General features: G+C 42.9%; 15 protein-coding genes. 4 read left to right on the forward strand and 11 right to left on the reverse strand.

Translation table 11 applies throughout. The features are described 5' to 3' along the window. The first annotated feature begins 250 nt into the window (after positions 1–250). Positions 251–2,008 carry a 1-deoxy-D-xylulose-5-phosphate synthase gene (locus DW640_RS11670; protein WP_117578187.1) on the forward strand — a complete coding sequence of 586 codons (1,758 nt, stop codon included), beginning with the start codon at positions 251–253 and terminating at the stop codon, positions 2,006–2,008. A gap of 86 nt (positions 2,009–2,094) precedes the next feature. Here DW640_RS11670 and DW640_RS11675 read toward each other — a convergent pair whose 3' ends face one another. Continuing rightward, on the reverse strand, positions 2,095–2,985 hold the full coding sequence (locus DW640_RS11675; protein ID WP_074856935.1) for an AraC family transcriptional regulator: 891 nt from the start codon (positions 2,983–2,985) through the stop codon (positions 2,095–2,097). 157 nt (positions 2,986–3,142) lie between these two features. Here DW640_RS11675 and DW640_RS11680 point away from each other — a divergent pair, with 157 nt between their 5' ends. After that, positions 3,143–3,814, forward strand: a complete 672-nt coding sequence (locus DW640_RS11680) for a YitT family protein (RefSeq protein WP_117578189.1) — start codon at positions 3,143–3,145, stop codon at positions 3,812–3,814. 633 nt (positions 3,815–4,447) lie between these two features. On the opposite strand, the gene DW640_RS11685 is transcribed toward DW640_RS11680, so the two are convergent. Beyond that, positions 4,448–7,735 carry a S41 family peptidase gene (locus tag DW640_RS11685; RefSeq protein ID WP_117578191.1) on the reverse strand — a complete coding sequence of 1,096 codons (3,288 nt, stop codon included), beginning with the start codon at positions 7,733–7,735 and terminating at the stop codon, positions 4,448–4,450. Positions 7,736–7,759: 24 nt separating this feature from the next. Beyond that, positions 7,760–8,575 (reverse strand): MBL fold metallo-hydrolase, encoded by an 816-nt coding sequence (locus DW640_RS11690; protein ID WP_117578193.1) that lies wholly within the window; start codon positions 8,573–8,575, stop codon positions 7,760–7,762. Positions 8,576–8,788: 213 nt separating this feature from the next. Here DW640_RS11690 and DW640_RS11695 point away from each other — a divergent pair, with 213 nt between their 5' ends. Further along, entirely contained in the window at positions 8,789–9,334 is a 546-nt protein-coding gene (locus DW640_RS11695) for a methylated-DNA--[protein]-cysteine S-methyltransferase (RefSeq protein ID WP_117578195.1), read from the forward strand. Between the two features lie 195 nt (positions 9,335–9,529). On the opposite strand, the gene DW640_RS11700 is transcribed toward DW640_RS11695, so the two are convergent. Next, a complete protein-coding gene (locus DW640_RS11700) occupies positions 9,530–10,069 on the reverse strand; it encodes a flavodoxin family protein (protein ID WP_117578197.1) in 540 nt (179 codons plus the stop codon). A gap of 266 nt (positions 10,070–10,335) precedes the next feature. Here DW640_RS11700 and DW640_RS11705 point away from each other — a divergent pair, with 266 nt between their 5' ends. Beyond that, positions 10,336–11,025, forward strand: coding sequence for a Crp/Fnr family transcriptional regulator (locus DW640_RS11705; protein ID WP_117578199.1), 690 nt, complete (start codon positions 10,336–10,338; stop codon positions 11,023–11,025). An 89-nt stretch (positions 11,026–11,114) separates the two neighbouring features. Here the strand turns inward: DW640_RS11705 and DW640_RS11710 are convergent, their stop codons facing one another. From DW640_RS11710 to DW640_RS11740, 7 genes are all read right to left on the reverse strand, one after another. Further along, a complete protein-coding gene (locus DW640_RS11710) occupies positions 11,115–12,401 on the reverse strand; it encodes an alginate export family protein (protein ID WP_117578201.1) in 1,287 nt (428 codons plus the stop codon). Between the two features lie 7 nt (positions 12,402–12,408). Beyond that, the gene (locus DW640_RS11715; RefSeq protein ID WP_074856923.1) at positions 12,409–13,200 is read right to left on the reverse strand and encodes a cytochrome c biogenesis protein; all 792 of its coding nucleotides are present in this window, start codon (positions 13,198–13,200) and stop codon (positions 12,409–12,411) included. After that, on the reverse strand, positions 13,197–14,432 hold the full coding sequence (locus DW640_RS11720) for a cytochrome c biogenesis protein ResB (protein WP_113748363.1): 1,236 nt from the start codon (positions 14,430–14,432) through the stop codon (positions 13,197–13,199). The genes DW640_RS11715 and DW640_RS11720 overlap by 4 nt, the downstream gene beginning before the upstream one ends. Positions 14,433–14,443: 11 nt before the next feature. Continuing rightward, positions 14,444–15,925, reverse strand: coding sequence for an ammonia-forming cytochrome c nitrite reductase (nrfA, locus tag DW640_RS11725; protein ID WP_113748362.1), 1,482 nt, complete (start codon positions 15,923–15,925; stop codon positions 14,444–14,446). 43 nt (positions 15,926–15,968) lie between these two features. Next, positions 15,969–16,565, reverse strand: coding sequence for a cytochrome c nitrite reductase small subunit (nrfH, locus tag DW640_RS11730; protein WP_117578203.1), 597 nt, complete (start codon positions 16,563–16,565; stop codon positions 15,969–15,971). 155 nt (positions 16,566–16,720) lie between these two features. Beyond that, entirely contained in the window at positions 16,721–17,215 is a 495-nt protein-coding gene (locus DW640_RS11735; RefSeq protein ID WP_016267177.1) for a DUF4625 domain-containing protein, read from the reverse strand. Further along, entirely contained in the window at positions 17,215–19,371 is a 2,157-nt protein-coding gene (locus tag DW640_RS11740) for a TonB-dependent receptor (RefSeq protein WP_048692486.1), read from the reverse strand. The genes DW640_RS11735 and DW640_RS11740 overlap by 1 nt, the downstream gene beginning before the upstream one ends. Between the last annotated feature and the right edge of the window lie 62 nt (positions 19,372–19,433).

The following is a 19,433-nucleotide window of genomic DNA, read 5'->3' on the forward strand; positions in this document are numbered from 1 at the left end:
TATTATATATAATGATTACGCGTGCGTGATACCTTATCCAAAGTATATTCAGGAGAAAAGAATCAAGCTTGCAAAAGAGCACATGGTTGATATAGAGGAAGTCATATTTTATGTTTTATCAAGCCCATTTTTAGCGGAACTGTAATATAGGTAAAAGAATCCGTAATTCATATACAAACAGATTTCAAATCCGGCAGTATCTTTGCAGTGAAATAAAAATATAGGTATAAACATAAAAAAACAATTTGATATGTATTTAGAAAATATTTACTCTCCCGCAGACGTAAAGAAGTTATCGTTTCAGGAACTGAATGATTTAAGTCACGAAATCCGTGCATCCCTCTTACAAAAACTGAGTGAACATGGCGGGCACTTCGGCCCTAACTTCGGAATGGTAGAAGCGACCATTGCCCTGCACTATGTTTTCAATTCACCGAAAGATAAAATTGTATATGATGTATCACATCAGAGTTACGTACATAAGATGCTGACCGGACGTAAAGATGCTTTTCTCCATCCTGCTGAATATGACCATGTATCCGGCTACTCAGAACCACAGGAAAGTGAACATGATTTCTTTGTGATCGGTCATACTTCTACTTCGATCAGCTTGGCAAGCGGACTGGCAAAAGGACGTGACCTGACAGGTGGCAACGAAAATATCATCGCTGTAATAGGCGACGGTTCACTAAGCGGAGGCGAAGCCTTCGAGGGACTGGACTACGTAGCAGAACTCGGAACTAACATGATTATTATTGTCAATGACAATCAGATGTCCATTGCCGAAAATCACGGAGGTTTATACAAGAATCTGAAAGATTTGCGCGACAGTAACGGTCAATGTGAATGCAACTTCTTCAAAGCGATGGGGCTGGACTATATGTACGTGAATGACGGCAACCATGTGGAAGCACTGATCGAGGCTTTCTCCAAAGTTAAAGATATACAGCATCCGATACTAGTCCACATCAATACATTAAAAGGCAAAGGTTACGAGCCTGCAGAACAGGACAAGGAGACCTATCACTGGCGTACTCCGTTTGATCTAGAAACCGGAGAATCAAAAATGAACGACGACGCAGAAGATTATAGTGAAGTAACCGCTCAATATCTGCTGAAAAAGATGAAAGAAGACAAGCGTGTAGTTACTATTACTTCGGGCACCCCCGCTGTTCTGGGCTTCACTCCCGACCGTCGTCAGGAAGCAGGCAAGCAGTTTGTAGATGTCGGTATTGCCGAAGAGCATGCAGTGGCACTTGCTTCCGGTATCGCAGCCAATGGCGGAAAACCGGTTTACGGAGTGTACAGCACCTTTATACAACGCTCTTACGACCAGCTATCGCAAGATCTCTGCATCAATAATAATCCGGCAGTTCTGTTAGTATTCTGGGGGACGTTATCCGGTATGAATGATGTAACCCACCTCTGTTTCTTCGATATTCCACTTATCAGCAATATCCCCAATATGGTCTATCTGGCACCTACCTGTAAAGAGGAATATCTAGCCATGCTGGAATGGAGCATCCGCCAAAATGAGCATCCGGTGGCTATCCGTGTACCTGCCACAGATGTAATCAGTTGCGGTGAACCGGTGGAATCCGACTATAGCAATCTCAATCGTTATAAAGTCGCCCACCGCGGCTCCAAAGTAGCAATTCTTGCATTAGGCTCCTTCTTCGGATTAGGGCAATCGGTTCTGTCACTGCTGAAAGATAAAGCCAACATTGATGCCACCCTTATCAATCCCCGCTACATCACAGGTGTAGACAGCGAACTGATGGACGAACTGAAAGCCGACCACGAATTAGTGATTACACTGGAAGACGGAGTTCTGGATGGTGGTTTCGGTGAAAAGATTGCCCGTTACTATGGCGCTACAGATATGAAAGTGCTCAACTATGGAGCTAAAAAAGAATTTGTAGACCGTTATGATATACAGGAACTGCTTCGTGCCAACCATCTGACGGATGAACAGATCGTAGAAGATATCCTATCACTCATTGGCTGATAAGTCAAAACCAGTTCATTATATATTTCATGTAGGTTGATGTATCCGTTCGTTATGGGATCACATCAACCTGCATTCATTTTCACTTAAATCCATAATCCCTTCCGATAATTGAGAGGAGTCTGCCCCATATTTCTCTTGAAAAACTTACAGAAACCGGCAGCATCGCTAAAGCCCAACTGAGAAGCAATATCCCCTACCGTAGATTTAGTGGAACTCAGCAAGGTTCGGGCTTCCATGATCAATAACTCATTAATAATCGTATTCACACTTTTTCCCGTTCCGGCACGAACGATACGCGCAAGGTACTGCTCACTGATGGCCAGCTTATCCGCATAGAAACTAACGAAATGCTCTTCTCTGAAGTTTCGGGTAACAAGCGCATGAAATTCCTGTAAAACATGGTCTTTACGACTGACCTCCTTTTTTATGATGGTCTTTCGGGAAAGAAAATCGGCTATATCCAAAAATAAGGCATTGCAAGCCGCCTGTATTCGCCGGAAAAGAAACTGATGTTTTATATTCAGCAAATGCATCAACACTTCCAGTTCATTACGAATGATTTGAGCTTCGTATGCTGTCAGCTGTATGGTATATTGCTTATTCTGCCTCATCGTTGCCAACAGAATAGCCGTTATCTGGGTAAGATAAGAGTCATCTGTCCGCATGGATTCGGAAATGGAGAGGGTGATAAACTTAATATCCGGACTCGAATAAAGATGGTCGGTGAGATAATTCGCTCCATGAACAAGCAACATATCAGGCTCTATCACAAGAAATTCCCCATTCAACAAAATCTCGGAACGACCTTCAAGAACGAGTATCATATAAAGTTCACGATTAAAGTAACGTTCGTTTTCCGGATAGCTCCTGTCCTTATATTCACTCATAAAGCAGACTACCTCCTCTTTATAATGAGGAATTTCCGGATGTTCCTTTAATAACTGCTTATTATCAAAAATACGAGATTTTACCATTTATACCTCCTTCTTTTCGACGTAAAAGTACAATTTGTTTCGGATATGACAAAAACTGTGTGGAATCGGATAACTTATATCAGACAAAAAAACGGGACCTTTGCATATTCTTCTTTATAGAATGAAGAACAATACGATTATATAAGATAGATAAGATATGGGAATGAAAGACGTTTTTAAAAGGTATTTGGTATTTGTTATCGAATTGTATTTTCTGGCTGCCGGAATAGTGTTGATTGTACGTTCCGCATTAGGAACCACACCTATATCCAGCATCAATTATGTGTTAAGCCTGAACAGCCCTTTATCATTAGGAACTTGTACGTTTCTGATCAATATGCTGCTTATTCTGGGACAGTTCTGGATCATCAGAAAAAATAAGACCCGACAGGACACCATTGAAATACTCCTTCAATTGCCGTTCTCTTTTATCTTTTCAGCATTCATTGATTTTAATATGGCACTCACCAGTAATCTGCATCCCGACAATTACGGGATATCAATAGCCTTATTACTCACAGGATGCATGATACAATCCATAGGAGTCGTACTCGAACTCAAACCCAAAGTAGCAATGATGAGTGCAGAGGCTTTCGTAAAATACGCCTCCCGCCGTTATAACAAAGAGTTCGGAAAGTTCAAAGTCTGTTTTGATGTTACGCTGGTCACTCTGGCAGTCATACTCTCTCTCCTGCTTTCGCAATGCATCGAAGGTGTTCGCGAGGGGTCTCTTATCGCCGCCTGCATCACCGGATATATCGTCAGCTTCCTGAATCAGAAAATAATGACAAGGAAGACTCTCTACAAATTATTACCTGTATTGAAATAAGTTTTCTCCAGCTCACTACCAGCAACGTTTCCATCTGCCTGACTATATAGTAATGCTTAAAAATAAGTTGGTACTTCGAGGGATGTTTGGATACATCACAGTGAGTACATTAGATGTAGTGCGCTATATCTGTTTAAAGCCATCTGTTGTTTGTATGTTAAGTCACTGTATCCCATACGTTATCCTATATACATCATTGTGTTATCTCACCGACATCTTCATCGTTCCACCCGGGTAGACTGATCATTGCACTGGAGTGAACTGAACTGTTCACCCGGGTAATAAGTACTGTTCACCCGAGTGGAACAATGAAGATGCCGGTGAAATAAAACACGAACACCTATTGTTAAACACACTAAGTCAGAGTATGTGACAGGCAAAGAAGCGGTAAATCGCATCTCATGGAAGGTACTTTGTCACGAGAAGGACGGGCATTGAGGAAAAAAGTGAGAGACAGCTCAAAAAACAATGTAGGTATGTCAAAAGTCAAAAGTAACTAAACTCTCCTCCTTCGGGAAGGAGGAGAGTTTAGTTACTTTTGACACACCTTCATTCGGTATGCCACTGATTGCAAGAAGTTTAAATAGAGTAGAGTGAGACTAAAATTATTTTTTCTAAAGGAGGAAAGGATGTCTATTTCTTCCGGCTATCTATTTCTTTAAGCAATTCATCCACAGCCATTTTGAGTTGCGTGTCCTCTCCTTTCACTACAGTTTCCGGGCTGTTGGCAACCTTGATATCAGGTTCCAACTGAGTATTTTCCAGATAACTGCCATCCGGTAGACGATAACCGATGATAGGAATCCCAAATACCAATGAAGGATCCTGCAAAGTTTCCCAAGACACACTTGTCATAGTTCCCGGAACAGGCATACCTACCAGTTTTCCAATATTCTGATGCTTGTACACCCACGGGGTACCATGCGCATTCGAATAATTGGCTTCACACTGCAACATAATAGAAGGCTTGTTCCAACGACGACTTGGCATATCACAGGCTTCACGTCCGCGTACCACCTGAGTGAAATATTTCTGACCGCTGAAAAGTATTTCAATATCTTCATGCAGACGACCGCCTCCGTTAAAACGGGTATCGATCACAATTCCGTCACAGTTATTGTATTTTCCCAGAATATCCGAGTAAACAGTACGGAAACTTCCATCTCCCATAGATTGAATATGAACGTATCCCAAACGACCGCCAGACCATTTCTCCACATCCTCAGCACGTTGTTTTACCCAACGTTTATATAATAAGCCATTAAGTTGTCCGCTTGTGACAGGTTTTACCACTTCTTCCCAACGTTCCTTATTCTGCGGGTTGTACAGCGAAACCAGTGTTTTCTTCCCTGCCTTATTATTCAAAAGATCAGTGATGTCCTTATCCGGAGTTATTTCTTCCCCGTTGATTTTTTCTATAATACACCCTGCCTTTACTTTGGTACGGGAATGATCGAACGGACCTTTCTCTACAATTTCAGCAATCTGCATACCCTTTCCCTGATAATTCCAGTCAAACAATAAGCCCAGATTAGAGGTTACATCTCCATTGCCCCTCGGAGAATAGCGTCCTCCGGTATGCGAAACATTCAGTTCACCTAACCATTCGCTCAATAATTCTGCAAAGTCATAGTTATTATCAATATGCGGCAGAAATTTACGATAGGCAGCTGTCATGGCATTCCAGTCCACTCCATGCATATTAAGATTATAGAAGCGTTTTTGATGCTGTTTATATACATGATCGAACATCGCCTCACGTTCGGCTGCCAAATCCATTTTCATTTCAGCCTGATAACTGATAGGTTTCAGAGCATCCGACTTCGCGTCCATTTTCTGCATATTTCTGCTTCCCAGCAAGAAGATATCTCCTTTTTTATCCAGCATCAGTGATGACCAGCCGGAATTAAGTTTATGGAGACGCTTCGTGCCTTTTTCACGAAGATTCATTTTCCAAAGGTCATACCCCTCTTCGAAAGCTGAAAAGTAATACAGATTTTCTCCATCTTTGGAAAGAATAGCACTACCTAAATCAGAAGAGTTAGGAGTCAGGCGTACAATACGGTCCTCAATACCGCTGAGTTCTACAACAATATCTTTCTTGTCTGCCTTGTCCTTTTCGGTATCCTCCTTATCTCCTTCTTTGTCTGCCTTATCTTTTTTAGACTGACTTCCGTCCTTTTTCTTATCACCGTCTTTCTCCTTTGCTTTCTTCTGCTCCTTTTCAAATTCTTTGAGCAGTTCGAAGTCCTCTTTACTCAAACGGTAACGGTCGTAAGCATCCTGATTCAAGAATACCAGCATCACATCCTGTTGTGATCCCCAGGAAGCATGGGCACGCATACCATAACGCTCGGTCTGGAACAGAATGGCATTTCCATCCAGTACCCAACGTGGAGAGCCGCTAATATAACCGCTGTTAGTCAGATTAGTGATAGTACCTCCCTGTGCACTGACAATACCGATATCCGAATAGGGATCATGACGATTGCCGATAAACTCAAGCGTAAACCACTTGCCATCGGGCGACCATTCGTAATCGAATCCGCCTCCTGTATTGTACCATGTAGAACCGTCTGTCACCTGACGTACTTTTTGGGTTTTCAGGTCGAGTACCATCAACCGGTTACGGTCTTCGATAAAAGCCAGTTCCTTACCATCCGGAGAGTATTGCGGGTAAGCACGTTCTACGGTTTTGGAGGGGAGCAATACTTCCTCTTCAATAAGAGTGGCGTTAGGGAAATTCGCCTCTTCTTTACGAGCTATCTTAGCGGTATAAAGTTGCCAGTTGCCGGTCCGCTCGCTGGCATAAACCAGTGTACGGTTGTCGGGAGCAAAAGATACACCGGATTCCTTTGCCGGAGTATTTGTTATTTGCTTGGTTGTAGCATAATCGGTTGAAGTTACAAAAACATCACCTCGCACAATAAAAGCCACCTGCTTACCATCCGGAGACACAGAAGCAGAAGTCGCACCCTGAGAAAATCTGAGAGTAGCAATCTCTTTTTCATCATCACGCACAAGATCAACATTTACTTTCTTCGGGCGGGCATTGGGGTCTTGTGTATAAAGTTCTCCGTCATACGTATAGCACAAAGTTCCTTTATCGCTGATTGACAAGAAACGTACCGGATGCGTGCGGAAAGTGGTGATGGCTTTCACTTCCTGCGGAGTGTTCAGGGTAAAGTTATATACATTAAATGAACCGCCATTGCGCTCACTTAGAAAATAGACCGAATTACCATCCGGTGCATATACCGGATTACGGTCTTCTCCTTCCCGATTGGTCAGATTGGCATGTTTCCCGGTCGAAACATCGTATAGCCAAATGTCTCTTGTTATAGATGAGGTATGGTGTTTTCTCCATTCATCTTCAAAACCTTTACGGTCCTGATAAAGGAAGTTTTTTCCCGATTTATCAAAGCAAACCCATTCGGCAGGAGTAGCCAGCACTTGTTCGGTACGTCCTCCGGTAACCGGAACTTTATATAATTCCGTCATGGCTCCGGTAGGAAAAAGGGCACTTTCCGCAGGGTCCTGAATGGAGGCGGAGAAAAGTACAAATTTACCATCCGGAGTGAAAGCCGAAGGAATCTCCGAGGCAGAATGATAAGTCAACCGACGTGCAGTTCCTCCATCGGCAGACATGATAAAGAGATCGAAGTTCCCATTCCGGTCGCTGGCAAACGCGATTTGTTTACCATCTGGCGACCAAACAGGATTAGCCTCATAAGAAGCTTGTGTTGTTAATTGGGTAGCGGTTCCCCCTTGAACGGGGACTTTGTAAATGTCGCCTTTATAACAAAAGACGATTTCCTTTCCATCCGGTGAGATACGTGCATCACGCATCCACAAAGGGGTAATAGCATAGCTGGATAATGCAGTCAGTACCAGCGCTAAAGAAGTTATAAGTTTCTTCATATCAAATTATTATATATTTTGTTCTTAAATACTTGTCTCTATTTGTTTTCCTGTATAGTTATAGAATATCCTGTCGCCAAAATCTTTATAAAAAGAAGCATATTTATCTACTCCCGTACAATGGCAGACACCTATCTTTTGAGGTAAATATTCGTGCAAATAATCAGCAATAACCTGATATTTGGATTCTTCTGCATTATGAATATGAAAGCCTCCTAAAAGCAGATTGCAGGGAAGTTTTGAAAATGCCGTTCGTACTGTCCGCAATATATTTGTAATGCCCCGGTGAGAACAGGCACTTAAAACGACAAGCCCTCCTGAATTAACCAGCACCATAACCAACTCATCCTGAAAAGTATCCGGTATTTTACAACCATCGTCCTTCTGAACCCAAAATCGTTCAAAGTGAGTATCCTCACTATTGATAATATCGACAGCAGGCAGAAGAAATACTCCGGAAACCAGTTCAGTCTGCCCATCAATAAAATAGAAACGGGACAGGTCGATTGAATGGATATGCTTCATCCCGTTTTCACGTTCATCCTTGAACTTGGGAAAGAAAACTTCACGTTTACAGACAATTGTCGCTTTCGTATTCAATTCCATAAAATAACGTAGCCCACCTGTATGATCACTATGCCCGTGAGATAATACCAGATAATCTACTTTCTGAAGATCGATATGTAACAAACGAGCGTTACGGATAAATAAATCGGAAGCTCCCGCATCAAAAAGTAATCTGTTTTCCGGTGTCTCAATATAGAGGGAAAGCCCATGTTCTGCCTGCAATTTACGTCCATAGACACAATTTTCTACAAGAGTCGTTATTTTATAGTTCATGTGGTTTGGTTCTTAATCAAATAATACGAAATAAAAAGTTCTGCTACAAAATTATAATAATTCTACGGCAGAACAAGTAATCAATCAATTTAAATCGACTGTAAGGGTAAAAGATTTTGTTTCAGGCTTCTATTGCCGAATTATTCATTTTGTAGTTTGAATACAAATAATTACTTTTACATCCATATCAAACCCTTTAAATAAAGAATCAAAATGGAGAAAGAAACAAAAGGTAAAGCAAATACAGTTCAGATACAGTACTATCAATCTCCATGCGGGACATTGATACTCGGTTCTTTCGAGAACAAGCTCTGTATGTGTGACTGGGTGGTGAGTGAAGAACGCAGAGCAGCAATCGATAAACGAATACAAAAAGCGTTAAATGCTCAGTACGCAATAGAAAACTCTGAAGTGATAACGCAAACGATCAGTCAGCTAGATGAGTATTTTTCCCGTCAAAGGACTACGTTTGATATTCCTCTGCTTCTTATCGGGACAGAGTTTCAAAAGAGTGTATGGAATGAATTATTAAACATTCCCTACGGAACAACGATATCTTATGCTCAATTATCACAGAGACTGGATAATCCTAAAGCTATCCGTGCAGTAGCCTCTTCGAATGGAGCAAATTCGATTTCAATACTTATTCCTTGTCACAGGGTGATTGGCAGCGATCATAAACTAACCGGATATGCCGGTGGTCTTGTAGCTAAAAAGACTTTATTGGAGCTGGAATCGAACGAAAGAAGATTATTGTAACAGAATCGTTAAACTAAACTTCTCTCATTAAATCCAGACAAAAAGATAGTGTCACTATCCCATTACTATAGTGTCACTATCATACTGCTTTAGTGTCACTATCCTACAGGTATAGCGTCACTATATACTCAGCATAGTGACACCATCCTGAAAGGTTGTTATATATGACGGGAAATGTTTACCTAAAGCGAACGTTTACACCATTTTTCCCATCTCATAGGCTTCCTGCATATAGGGAGTATCTTTTATTTCTCCTACCTTCCAGGCACCTATTCCATAAATCACTCCTTTTTCCTGCGGATTTTCCAGACAATCGAGGAAGCCACGGAAACCATCAATCGTACGTTCCATCATCCCCTTATCATTCTCCGCCGCTGCAATAATGAAATAAAATTCCTTATTCGTTATTTCCGTATAACGTGCACAACAACGGTCAATCATAATCTTCATCTGTCCGCACATCGTATAGAAATAAACAGGTGTTGCCATTACGATGACATCAGTAGCAATCATTTTCTCTACAATTCCTGCGGCATCATCTTTCTGGGGGCAGGGTTTGCCATACATGCTGCAAACACTACATCCCGTACAAGGATGAATTGCTTTCTCTTTCAGAAAAATCTTTTCTACTTCATTGCCTGTTTCGAGGACACCTTTCATAAATTCGTCACAAAGCATATCAGAATTACCGCCCTTTCGCGGACTGGACGAAATAATCAGAACTTTTTTAGCCATAACTTTATTACTTTTATTTTTTGAATTTCATTAATCAGCTTTTTCACTCTGCAAAAATAGACAATTTATCATATAGCAAATGTAGATAAATTACAGAGATGTGTACCCTAATTACTGATTCAAACATTTTCTGCCATTTTTACTTTTTATCAATATCCTTTTCATCTCATCCATAATCGGTCTTTCGGCGGCACAAACATAAAAAAAGATTTTCTCTGCCCATATATAATTCATATCTTTGCCCATGATACGAACAACATAATGCAATGAAAAAAATACAACTGACCAACGCACATAAAGAAAAATTATTTCAAATCCCTTTATTTCGGGATTTACCTCTGAACATTAAGGAATCTCTGTTGGATAAACTGGATTTCGTTATCTATGCAGCGGATAAAAAAGAAATAGTTGTTACGCAAGGTACACCTTGCAACAAACTATATGTGTTATTGGAAGGAAAACTACGCACGGATATCATTGACGGATTGGGGAACGAAGTGATGATTGAGTATATCATCGCACCACGTACCTTTGCCACCCCTCACCTTTTCAATTCAAACAATACGTTGCCAGCTACTTTTACTGCTTTGGAAGACAGCGTGGTACTCATGGCAACCAAAGATTCCACTTTTAAAGTCATCAGTCAGGACCCGCAGGTGTTGCACAATTTTCTTTGCATCGCCGGAAATTGCAATATATGTACCGTATCACGTTTGAAACCTCTGTCGCGCAAGACTGTACGCGAAAGGTTTATTGTTTACTTATTCGAACATAAGAAAAAAGATTCTCTGATTGTAGAGATCATGCATACCCAGTCACAGCTTGCCGAGTACCTGAATGTATCACGTCCTGCTTTATCCAAAGAAATCAATAAGATAATCAAGGAAGGACTGATCACAATGGAAGGAAAAAAGATCGAGATTCTGAATAAAATGGCGCTGGAGAAATACTTATAATAAAAAGAAAGTGGCACAGCCTAAATTTAATGCTGTGCCACTTTTTATATTCTATCAACGGTTTAATCTGAATCCTAGCTAGGTTTCAATTACCATTTTGTAAAAAACACTTTCGGGTTGATATTGACAGATACCCATCCCCAGTCTTGCCAGCTCTTATGATTTCCGCCTTTCACAGCATCCATCGTCTTCGTTCCAAGCATAAAAGAATAACCGGCAGAGAGTTTCACATCTTTCATTACGGACCAATTGATCTGATAGTCAACTTCCGAACCGAGTGACTTCTTCAAATCTTCTTTAAAATCTACTTCAGTAGCAGTAGCAAAATAATGATAATTGAGTTCCATATCTACCTTGGCAGATGCACGGAAACGAGCCCCAAGACGACCATCTATTAATCCGGGAGCAAATCCTTTGTTGAATGCAGAAGCGTAGAAATAATCCATGCTGCCATAGAATTTATGATGCGTCCCATAAAGAGGGTCAAAAGCCTTAAATTTACTACTACCTTCTTCATTTCCGCTCAAATAATCAAAACTTACAACCATTCCCCATGTCTTATTGAACGCATAAGCTGCCGTAGCACTTGCCATAAAAGCGGAAACGCTCTCTGCATTCTTATTTTTACCTGTTTGATAATAGAAAGCACCATCCAGGTTCCAGCCACTATTTTTATATGTAAGATAAGTTCCCATCGTTTGCAAATAGCGAGTGTGAGAATCTTGTGTAAGCTGATTCCCCGTCTCCAGCCCTAAATTCATAAACAGTAAAGAAGCCCCGAACGGAGTCTTATCTGCTTTATAGTGATACCACACAGTCTGCATATTCTTGTAAGGCTGACCAATAGAAGAATTGTAATAAGTACCACCTGCCGTTTTTTCATCATTCTGGTTGAAAGCCAGAATAGCATGTATTTCATTATTCTTATTGGCATATCCCAGTTTCAACGCATCATGATAACGGCCTGCCACATTCCAGTCCAGTCCGCCCAAAATACGTTCATCATCATAAACTAACGTCTGACGACCTAACTGTACAAAGAAGCCTTTTCCAAAATCCAGCTTTGCCCATGCCTCATTCAAGATAAAGCGACCATTCTTGTCAATCTGCGGATCTTGCCCCCATACTCCAACATGCTGTGCCGACATCTTGATTTCAAGGTCCGAGCGCTTGTAGTCCAGTGACAAACGGGCACGGTTATTAATGAATGATGCAGCCTTCTGCCCTTCATTGCGAGGGACTATAGCACCGTTTCGATACTCCGCACGAGGTCTGATTTGCATAGACATCGAAAATTCATTTTCCTTCTCCGTAGTTTGTGTGTATGCCATGCTTGGCAATAGCATAAGAACGAATGACCAATAAAATGTTTTCATTGATATTTCAATTTAAGTTATAAGTATGTACACTAACTCCTTGTGCCGATGGAAGGTAATTGATTCCATACCAACACATTTGTAATAAGACAAATGATACTAACAGAATGACTAATGCCAGACGACTCTTCAACGGTCTGCCCAGCCTGAAATGGATATATACCAGATAGGAGAACCAAGTAGCTGCCGCCCATGTCTCTTTCGGGTCCCAAGCCCAGTAGTGCCCCCACGCTTCTTTCGCCCAGATAGCTCCCGTCAGCATTCCCAATGTCATAAATGCCAAGCCCACATAAGTCAGGTTATCGCATAAGTCCATCTCTTTCCGTTCAATATCTTTCTTTTTGAACCAAAGCAGATAGACAGCCATGACCACCGCAGCTCCCAACATCGCATAAGCAAACATATACACTATGACATGAGGGGCAAACCACGGACTTTGCAAAGCAGGCATCAGCGTTTTATTGTGAATCTCCGGTTTAAAGATATTGATACAGATAAATACCAGTGAGAGAATGCAACTGAAACTAAGAATCCATTTATATTTCCAACGCACGTACGTTATCAAACCCGCCAATGGAAGGAAGAAAGAATACCACAGACGTGTCTCTCCCATCGTCCGCATCGGAGGACGTTCCAGAGAAATCCACATACCGAGGATAAAACTGAAAAAGATGACCAGCCCCAACAAGGTAAATCCATAAGCCCATACCAGCTTCTTTCCTTTCCAGGCAGCAAACGCGCCCAAGCTCCAGCAAATCAATGCGGCTATCGCAAACCATATAAAATGTTCCCAACTCATTCCTTGTCCTCCTCTTTCCTCTTTTGTGCATTGACAAACAGACAAATTGCTCCGAGCATCATCATGATAATCCCTGCATATACTACAGGCAACCACGGATCGCGAACCAGCTCAAAGACACTGATATCGCTCCAGCGACCTTTCGACTCATCATAGCTAAGCTGATAAATTTTCCATCCTGCTATCTCCATCGGACGATTTACTTCAATCGTACTCTCCGTTATCGTTCCTTCCTGTGTGTAGACTTTTACTTCCGAAGCAAAACGTTGCGGTTCCCGTTCCGGCATCACCAGACTCGTCAGAGAGTCGAGACGCAACGCCTTATAAGGAAAGAGAAAACTACCACAGCTCACCCAGCCTTCTTTCGTCTGTTTGTTCTTTCGGTTGACGGCCTTCAGATGCACTGCATATGTCGCTCCCATCGAATGGAAATCTGTAAATTTCAGTGTGTCTTCTGTAGCTACGGAAGCAGCCATCGGAATAGACTGTTCGACAAACAAGTCCCAATCCAGCAGACTGCCCTCGGAAACTCCGTCTTCAAGCAGGAAATGCACAGGAGACTTTTCGGGAAGTACTCCCCCCGTTTCATTGTCAATCAGCATCAGTTTCGGAGGATATTCATCAATCGTAAAATCCTTCAGTTCGATAGCCAACGGAAGTTCTATCAATTTTCCTTTATCATCGGTAGCCCTCCATTCTGCGTTTCCCATTCGGGTAGTCATCTTCAAGCGTTGCATATCAGCATTTCCCAAAGTAGCCGTAATCAATGCCACGAACAATCCTACGTGATTGAGAAGAAAGGATAGTCTGCCAATCCTGAATGGAAAGCTGGCACGGAGTATAGTCAATCCCAATGCAGTGACCATCCAAAAGTAAAGCAGGACGAAAGGCCAGGACGAAATCATCTGCGAAAATCCCAGTATATCATTGGAAGCATGACCGGAAGGAGCCTGCCGGATAAGTCCCATTATCACCGTCATGCCGACTACCCATATCAAGGAAGAAACGGCAGCGGAATAATGGCTCAACCATCCAAACAGATACACACGTTTACGAAGAAGGTGCATGGTTACCAGCGCAATGATATAAACCATTAACACAATCACATTGACCGGACAGGCAAACAGGCTCCAGTTGATGGCTCCCACTGCCATTTGCAACAAAATACCTATCACCAGTAATCCCGCACCAATCACCAGCCCTTCTTTATAACTCCACGGTTTGCTCCACATATATCCCTATTTTACTTTTGTGCCAGACGTCCGTTTGCCTTTGCCTTCTCCAGCCATGCCGGAACGGTCGTTTTCAGGAATTTCTCCTTAGCAGCTCTTTCAGCATCCATATCAAGACCGATATATTTCTGCGCTTTGGCCTTCGTTGAAATGTCCGGCATCGGAACGTCTTCCGTATACCCATGCTTCGCTAAAACTTTGGATACAGCCAGACGAGCCTGCATAGCACGGTCCAGACCATGAGAAAGAATTCTCTGAATCTCCTGCGGTGCATGGAAAGAACCTCCATGTGATGCCACACCGAAGTCCCAACGCCATTGTGCCTGACGAATCAATGCAAGCACATCTTTCATCTGATCTTCTGTAGCACCCTTATCCCAGGCAAATTTTGCTTCGATATGCGCCTTTGCCAGTTCCTGCTCCAGACGGTTACGGATTTCATTTGCCTTGCGCTGACGCTCGTACACATTGTTACGTAATGTTTCTTCACTCTCACGATGACAAGTCTGACAGGTGCGGTCAATCATTGCCAATGGGCTCTGAATGTGATGGTCACTGAATTTCACGCCCCCTTCACTCTTATAAGGCATATGACAATCGGCACAAGAAACGCCCCTTTGCCCGTGAATACCCATCTGAGCTATTTCATAGTCGGGATGCTGGGCTTTCAAGATCGGAGTACGGCTTAACTTATGAATGTAATCATAGAAACCTGCCTCATCATAATATGCTTCCATGTCTTCTACAGTGAAACCTTTATCCCACGGGAAAGTCAAATATTTACCGTCACCCTTAAAGTAATATTCTACGTGGCACTGCGCACAGACCAATGAACGCATTTCCTGTGGAGTAGCTTTTGTGATATCTTTTCCCTGACGCTGGAAAGCTTCAATCAATGCCGGACGGCTGATATGAAGATTCATTGTTTCCGGATCGTGGCAGTCGGAACAGCCGATCGGATTCACGATTTCATCACCAAAGGCAGCCCATTTGTTATTATAGAAAGAATCGACTCCCAATGCTTCCATCATGCGGGGAACATCCGGACTCTTACAAGTCCAGCAAGTAGAAGGCTGAGGGCCATCGTGCGGACCTGCAGGAGAACCGGTACGAAGTGACGCCGTAATATCCTCGATAGCATGCATATGTCCGCGCGGAGTGGAATAGTCTTTTGAAAATGCATATCCTGCCCACAGAATAACCATTTCCGGACGTTTTTCCAAAGCATCAACAGCGACATTGCCATTAAACTCGCTTTCAAAATCAGTCTTTGCCGTTTCCGTCCAAGTCTGATATTCGCGGGGAAAATCATCTTTAAACAGTTCGTTGCGTGCTTCAATACCTTTAATGACAGTTTTGCGGTTATTAAAGATACTGGCGACTTCCGCCCTCCTCTCCATCAACGCAGAAACACATAATCCTAAAACAAAAACAACGACCATTGAACCTCCGAACAACAGCCATCCTTGCCATGATTTTAATTTCTTTTCCATTGTATATCGGTTTTATTATTTTATTACGTAGTTATGTATATGCTTATTCCTTATTATTAACCATCTTCCGGAGCCATTCCGGTACAGGCGATTCGGAAAGAGGGACGATAGCTGCCGGAGTAGCGGACAACGAATTCTTACCACCATGAGGTACATCCCGATGACAGTCCCAGCAAGCCTTTCCTTCTCCCACCATAGACATCATATAATCTATCTTTCCTGTTTTTACAAACTCCGTATTCAGTTGTGTATGGCAACGAATACAATTGTTCATAATCACCTGCGAACTGGCCTCGTGGGCCTCTATCACTTGTGGCTCACTTTTGGTAAGGAAAGCTGCGACATGCTTCATACCATCCATTCCTTTGAATGTCCATTTCTTTACAATGTTCTCGTGAGGAACATGACAATCGTTACAGGTGGCATCCCGTGCATGTGAACTGTGAAACCATGTGGCATAATAAGGAGACATGATGTGACAATTCACACACGCTGCCGGATCATCGCCCAGATACGTATGTGCCCGAAGCATGTACATAAATAAAGCTCCTCCGCCTACAATAATACCGCCAATGATAACGGCTATTATCTTCGATCTGTACGAAGGAAAAATTCGGTTTATAAATGGTAACTTCATCATAGTGAAAAGTATTTTTCACAAAAGTAAAGCTTTGGAAACACAAAAGGTGTAATAACTATTACACCTTTTAAAGAAAATTATACGAACACTGATTAATAAGAGAAAAAAGATACTCCATCCCGCCCCCGTTTTGCATGGCAGGCTGGCTATTTTATTTATTCATCGTGATGATGATCGTCCCCTTCGGCGGTAGTGCTCAGTACAATATTGCGCGCAATGTAGGTTTCGTTTCCTGCGGCATCCGTGCAATAAACCATCAGATGATAATCGCCCGGAGTAGCATTCGCCGGAATTATAATATCGTGGTGATGGATGTGCGCCGTTTTCTTTCCGGAGATATCATAAGACCTGTTGAAACTGAAATCGACAGTGGCTTCGTCCGTAGCGGCAGCCCTGCTCTTTCCATGCGAATGGTGGTCGAAATTACTATGTATTTCAATCATATATGACTTTAACATGACGTCGTCCGACAGATCCATTTCAAAATGTACTCCGTGCTCGTCGCCAATTTTCAGTTCTTGCCCTTCTTCCGGTTCACTTAGTTCAATCACCGGTTTGGTGGTATCGCTATCCGAATCGTCACAAGAAATAAATGCAAATACAGACATTGCCAGAAGGCTGATGATCGGGAGGTAAAGTTTTGTTTTCATTACAGTAATTTTTTAAATGGAATTTTGATTAATAATTGGAAGTTTCGTCCCGGTTCCGGAATTTCTACTTTCCTGTAAAAACTAAGATGATTGTAATATCTGGTATTGAAGATATTACGGGCGGTCAGGGTTATTTCTATCTCGTTAGTCCTGCCAACCGGAATATTCAGCGAGCCACCCAAATGAAACAGGTTAGCCCCCGGTGTACGGTCCTCATTACGGTCTACACGGTTCTGACGGGCAATAAGTTGCCACTCCGCATAAAGCATATAGTGTTTTCTTTGCCATGTCAACGTATTCCGCATACCGAACGGCGGAGAAAAACTTAACGGAATATGCTCGTCACAGTTGTAGGTGTAGACGTATTCTCCGGAGATACGGTAATTGAAGTGACGCAGAAAGTTAATGTCTATCGTAGCCTCCGTTCCGGCAAACAGTGCTTCGGCTCCCGTGTAGCGGTAAATCTGTCCGGCATGCGGCAGAACTGACCATTCGCCTGTGGGACGCAGAAAGATGTAGTTACTGAACCAACTGACAAAAGGAGACACGGAAACGGAAAGTCCGTGATATCGCAGGTTGTAGGAAGCATCCATCTGCCATCCTTGCTCGGATTTCAGAGAAGCATCTCCCTGCTCGTGACGGAAAGTGCCGTGATGTACACCGTTAGCAGCCAGTTCATTGGCTCCGGGGAGGCGGAAGCTACGTCCGATGTTCACTTTCACCATGTGCTGAACGGAGGGTGTCCATACCAGTCCCAAAGAAAAGGAATAGTCACCGAAATGCTTTCGGACGGCATGACTGTTCCATTTATAGGACTCTACTTGTTCATCATCATATCCTTGCCTCCGAAGGTAATCCGCCAGATAAACGTCCTCGTGCGGAGAGATGCCAATATAACCATAATCATATCGCACGCCTCCACTGACAGAGAGAATGTTATTAGGCTTATACGTCGTAAGCCAGAGCAATCCGGTAGTAGAACGATGGTATTCCGGCAACAAGAATGAATAGCCGGAAATGTCGTTCTGCTGATGTTGCCCATCCCACCCCAACGTATGCTCCCATGAAGAAGAGCCAATAAAGCGGGCTTTTACCGAAGCACTGTATGTGTTCAGATCGAAAGCCAGTTCTTTATCCGGGTCCTTCTCCGGCGCAGGCTGGGAGCCGTAATGAGTATGAAAAGCACTCCATTCCTCCCGATGGTTATTCTGAAATCCCAAATCACCGGACAGGATCAGTTTCTCCCAAGCATATTGCTGATGTGTGGTTACTTTCAGATGATTTACCTTGCTGTAAGGCAGTTCGATATTCCGGCTGTCTCCGTCATCTTCTACGCGCGATGCGTCGGGGACACCGTGTGCGCCCGGAAAGAACCCCGTCTTCTGATAGACATTACTGATGGAATAGTCTGCTTTATAGCCTTTTCGCTGATATTGGGTGAAAAGGCCGATATTGCGTTCCACTCCTGCCGTATTTTTCAGTTTACGCCCATAGACGGGCATTTTCTGAGTCAGGTAGACAATGGTATCCGTAGGGATGCGGTAATCACCGAAGTGCTGTTCGGAATAACGGATTTGCACATACCAGGCATTCTTTTTAAGTCCCAGCATCAGCGAACCTGCCAGTGTTCCGTTGACGGATTTGCCCAATAGGGTGACATCGCCGAAGAGCATATTCGCAGAAGGTATGGGAGGAGAGGCTATATCAATCACTCCGCCCATGGCATCACTGCCGTAAAGCAGTGAGGAAGGACCTTTCAAGACATTGACTGCTTCGATATTAAAGGCATCCAGTTCCAGTCCGTGGTCGGCTCCCCATTGCTGGCCTTCCTGCTTGATTCCGTTTTCCAATACGGCTATCCGGTTGAATCCCATCCCCCGAATCATCGGTTTGGAGAAGCCGGAGCCTATGTCCATAGCTTGTACTCCGGGAATATTCTCCATTGCCTGCATGAAGTTTCCCGTAAAATGTTTGCGCAGAAAATCCTGTTCTATCACTTCAACCGTAAGTGCAGACTTCTTGGCTTGACGCTGTTGGTACGACTCGGTCACAACAACATCAGGCAAAAGCATACTCTTGATTGAATCGGACTTCTGTGCGTGGACGGGTAAGGTTACAAACAACCCTATTACGCCCGAAATAATTCCGATACGCATCAATTACAATCTTTTATATAATGTGTAAAATGAATGTGAGGACAAGTTACAATGAACCTGTC

Source organism: Bacteroides sp. AM23-12, from assembly GCF_003434395.1.
GTDB classification, from domain to species: Bacteria; Bacteroidota; Bacteroidia; order Bacteroidales; family Bacteroidaceae; genus Bacteroides; species Bacteroides thetaiotaomicron.

Coding starts and splice junctions, on each gene's coding strand:
- DW640_RS11675 (WP_074856935.1), bottom strand. CDS start 2,985: ATGGTAAAATCTCGTATTTTTGATAATAAGCAGTTATTAAAGGAACAT.
- DW640_RS11695 (WP_117578195.1), top strand. CDS start 8,789: ATGGAGAAAGAAACAAAAGGTAAAGCAAATACAGTTCAGATACAGTAC.
- DW640_RS11715 (WP_074856923.1), bottom strand. CDS start 13,200: ATGAGTTGGGAACATTTTATATGGTTTGCGATAGCCGCATTGATTTGC.
- DW640_RS11680 (WP_117578189.1), top strand. CDS start 3,143: ATGGGAATGAAAGACGTTTTTAAAAGGTATTTGGTATTTGTTATCGAA.
- DW640_RS11670 (WP_117578187.1), top strand. CDS start 251: ATGTATTTAGAAAATATTTACTCTCCCGCAGACGTAAAGAAGTTATCG.
- nrfA (WP_113748362.1), bottom strand. CDS start 15,925: ATGGAAAAGAAATTAAAATCATGGCAAGGATGGCTGTTGTTCGGAGGT.
- nrfH (WP_117578203.1), bottom strand. CDS start 16,565: ATGATGAAGTTACCATTTATAAACCGAATTTTTCCTTCGTACAGATCG.
- DW640_RS11740 (WP_048692486.1), bottom strand. CDS start 19,371: ATGCGTATCGGAATTATTTCGGGCGTAATAGGGTTGTTTGTAACCTTA.
- DW640_RS11690 (WP_117578193.1), bottom strand. CDS start 8,575: ATGAACTATAAAATAACGACTCTTGTAGAAAATTGTGTCTATGGACGT.
- DW640_RS11705 (WP_117578199.1), top strand. CDS start 10,336: ATGAAAAAAATACAACTGACCAACGCACATAAAGAAAAATTATTTCAA.
- DW640_RS11710 (WP_117578201.1), bottom strand. CDS start 12,401: ATGAAAACATTTTATTGGTCATTCGTTCTTATGCTATTGCCAAGCATG.
- DW640_RS11735 (WP_016267177.1), bottom strand. CDS start 17,215: ATGAAAACAAAACTTTACCTCCCGATCATCAGCCTTCTGGCAATGTCT.
- DW640_RS11720 (WP_113748363.1), bottom strand. CDS start 14,432: ATGTGGAGCAAACCGTGGAGTTATAAAGAAGGGCTGGTGATTGGTGCG.
- DW640_RS11700 (WP_117578197.1), bottom strand. CDS start 10,069: ATGGCTAAAAAAGTTCTGATTATTTCGTCCAGTCCGCGAAAGGGCGGT.
- DW640_RS11685 (WP_117578191.1), bottom strand. CDS start 7,735: ATGAAGAAACTTATAACTTCTTTAGCGCTGGTACTGACTGCATTATCC.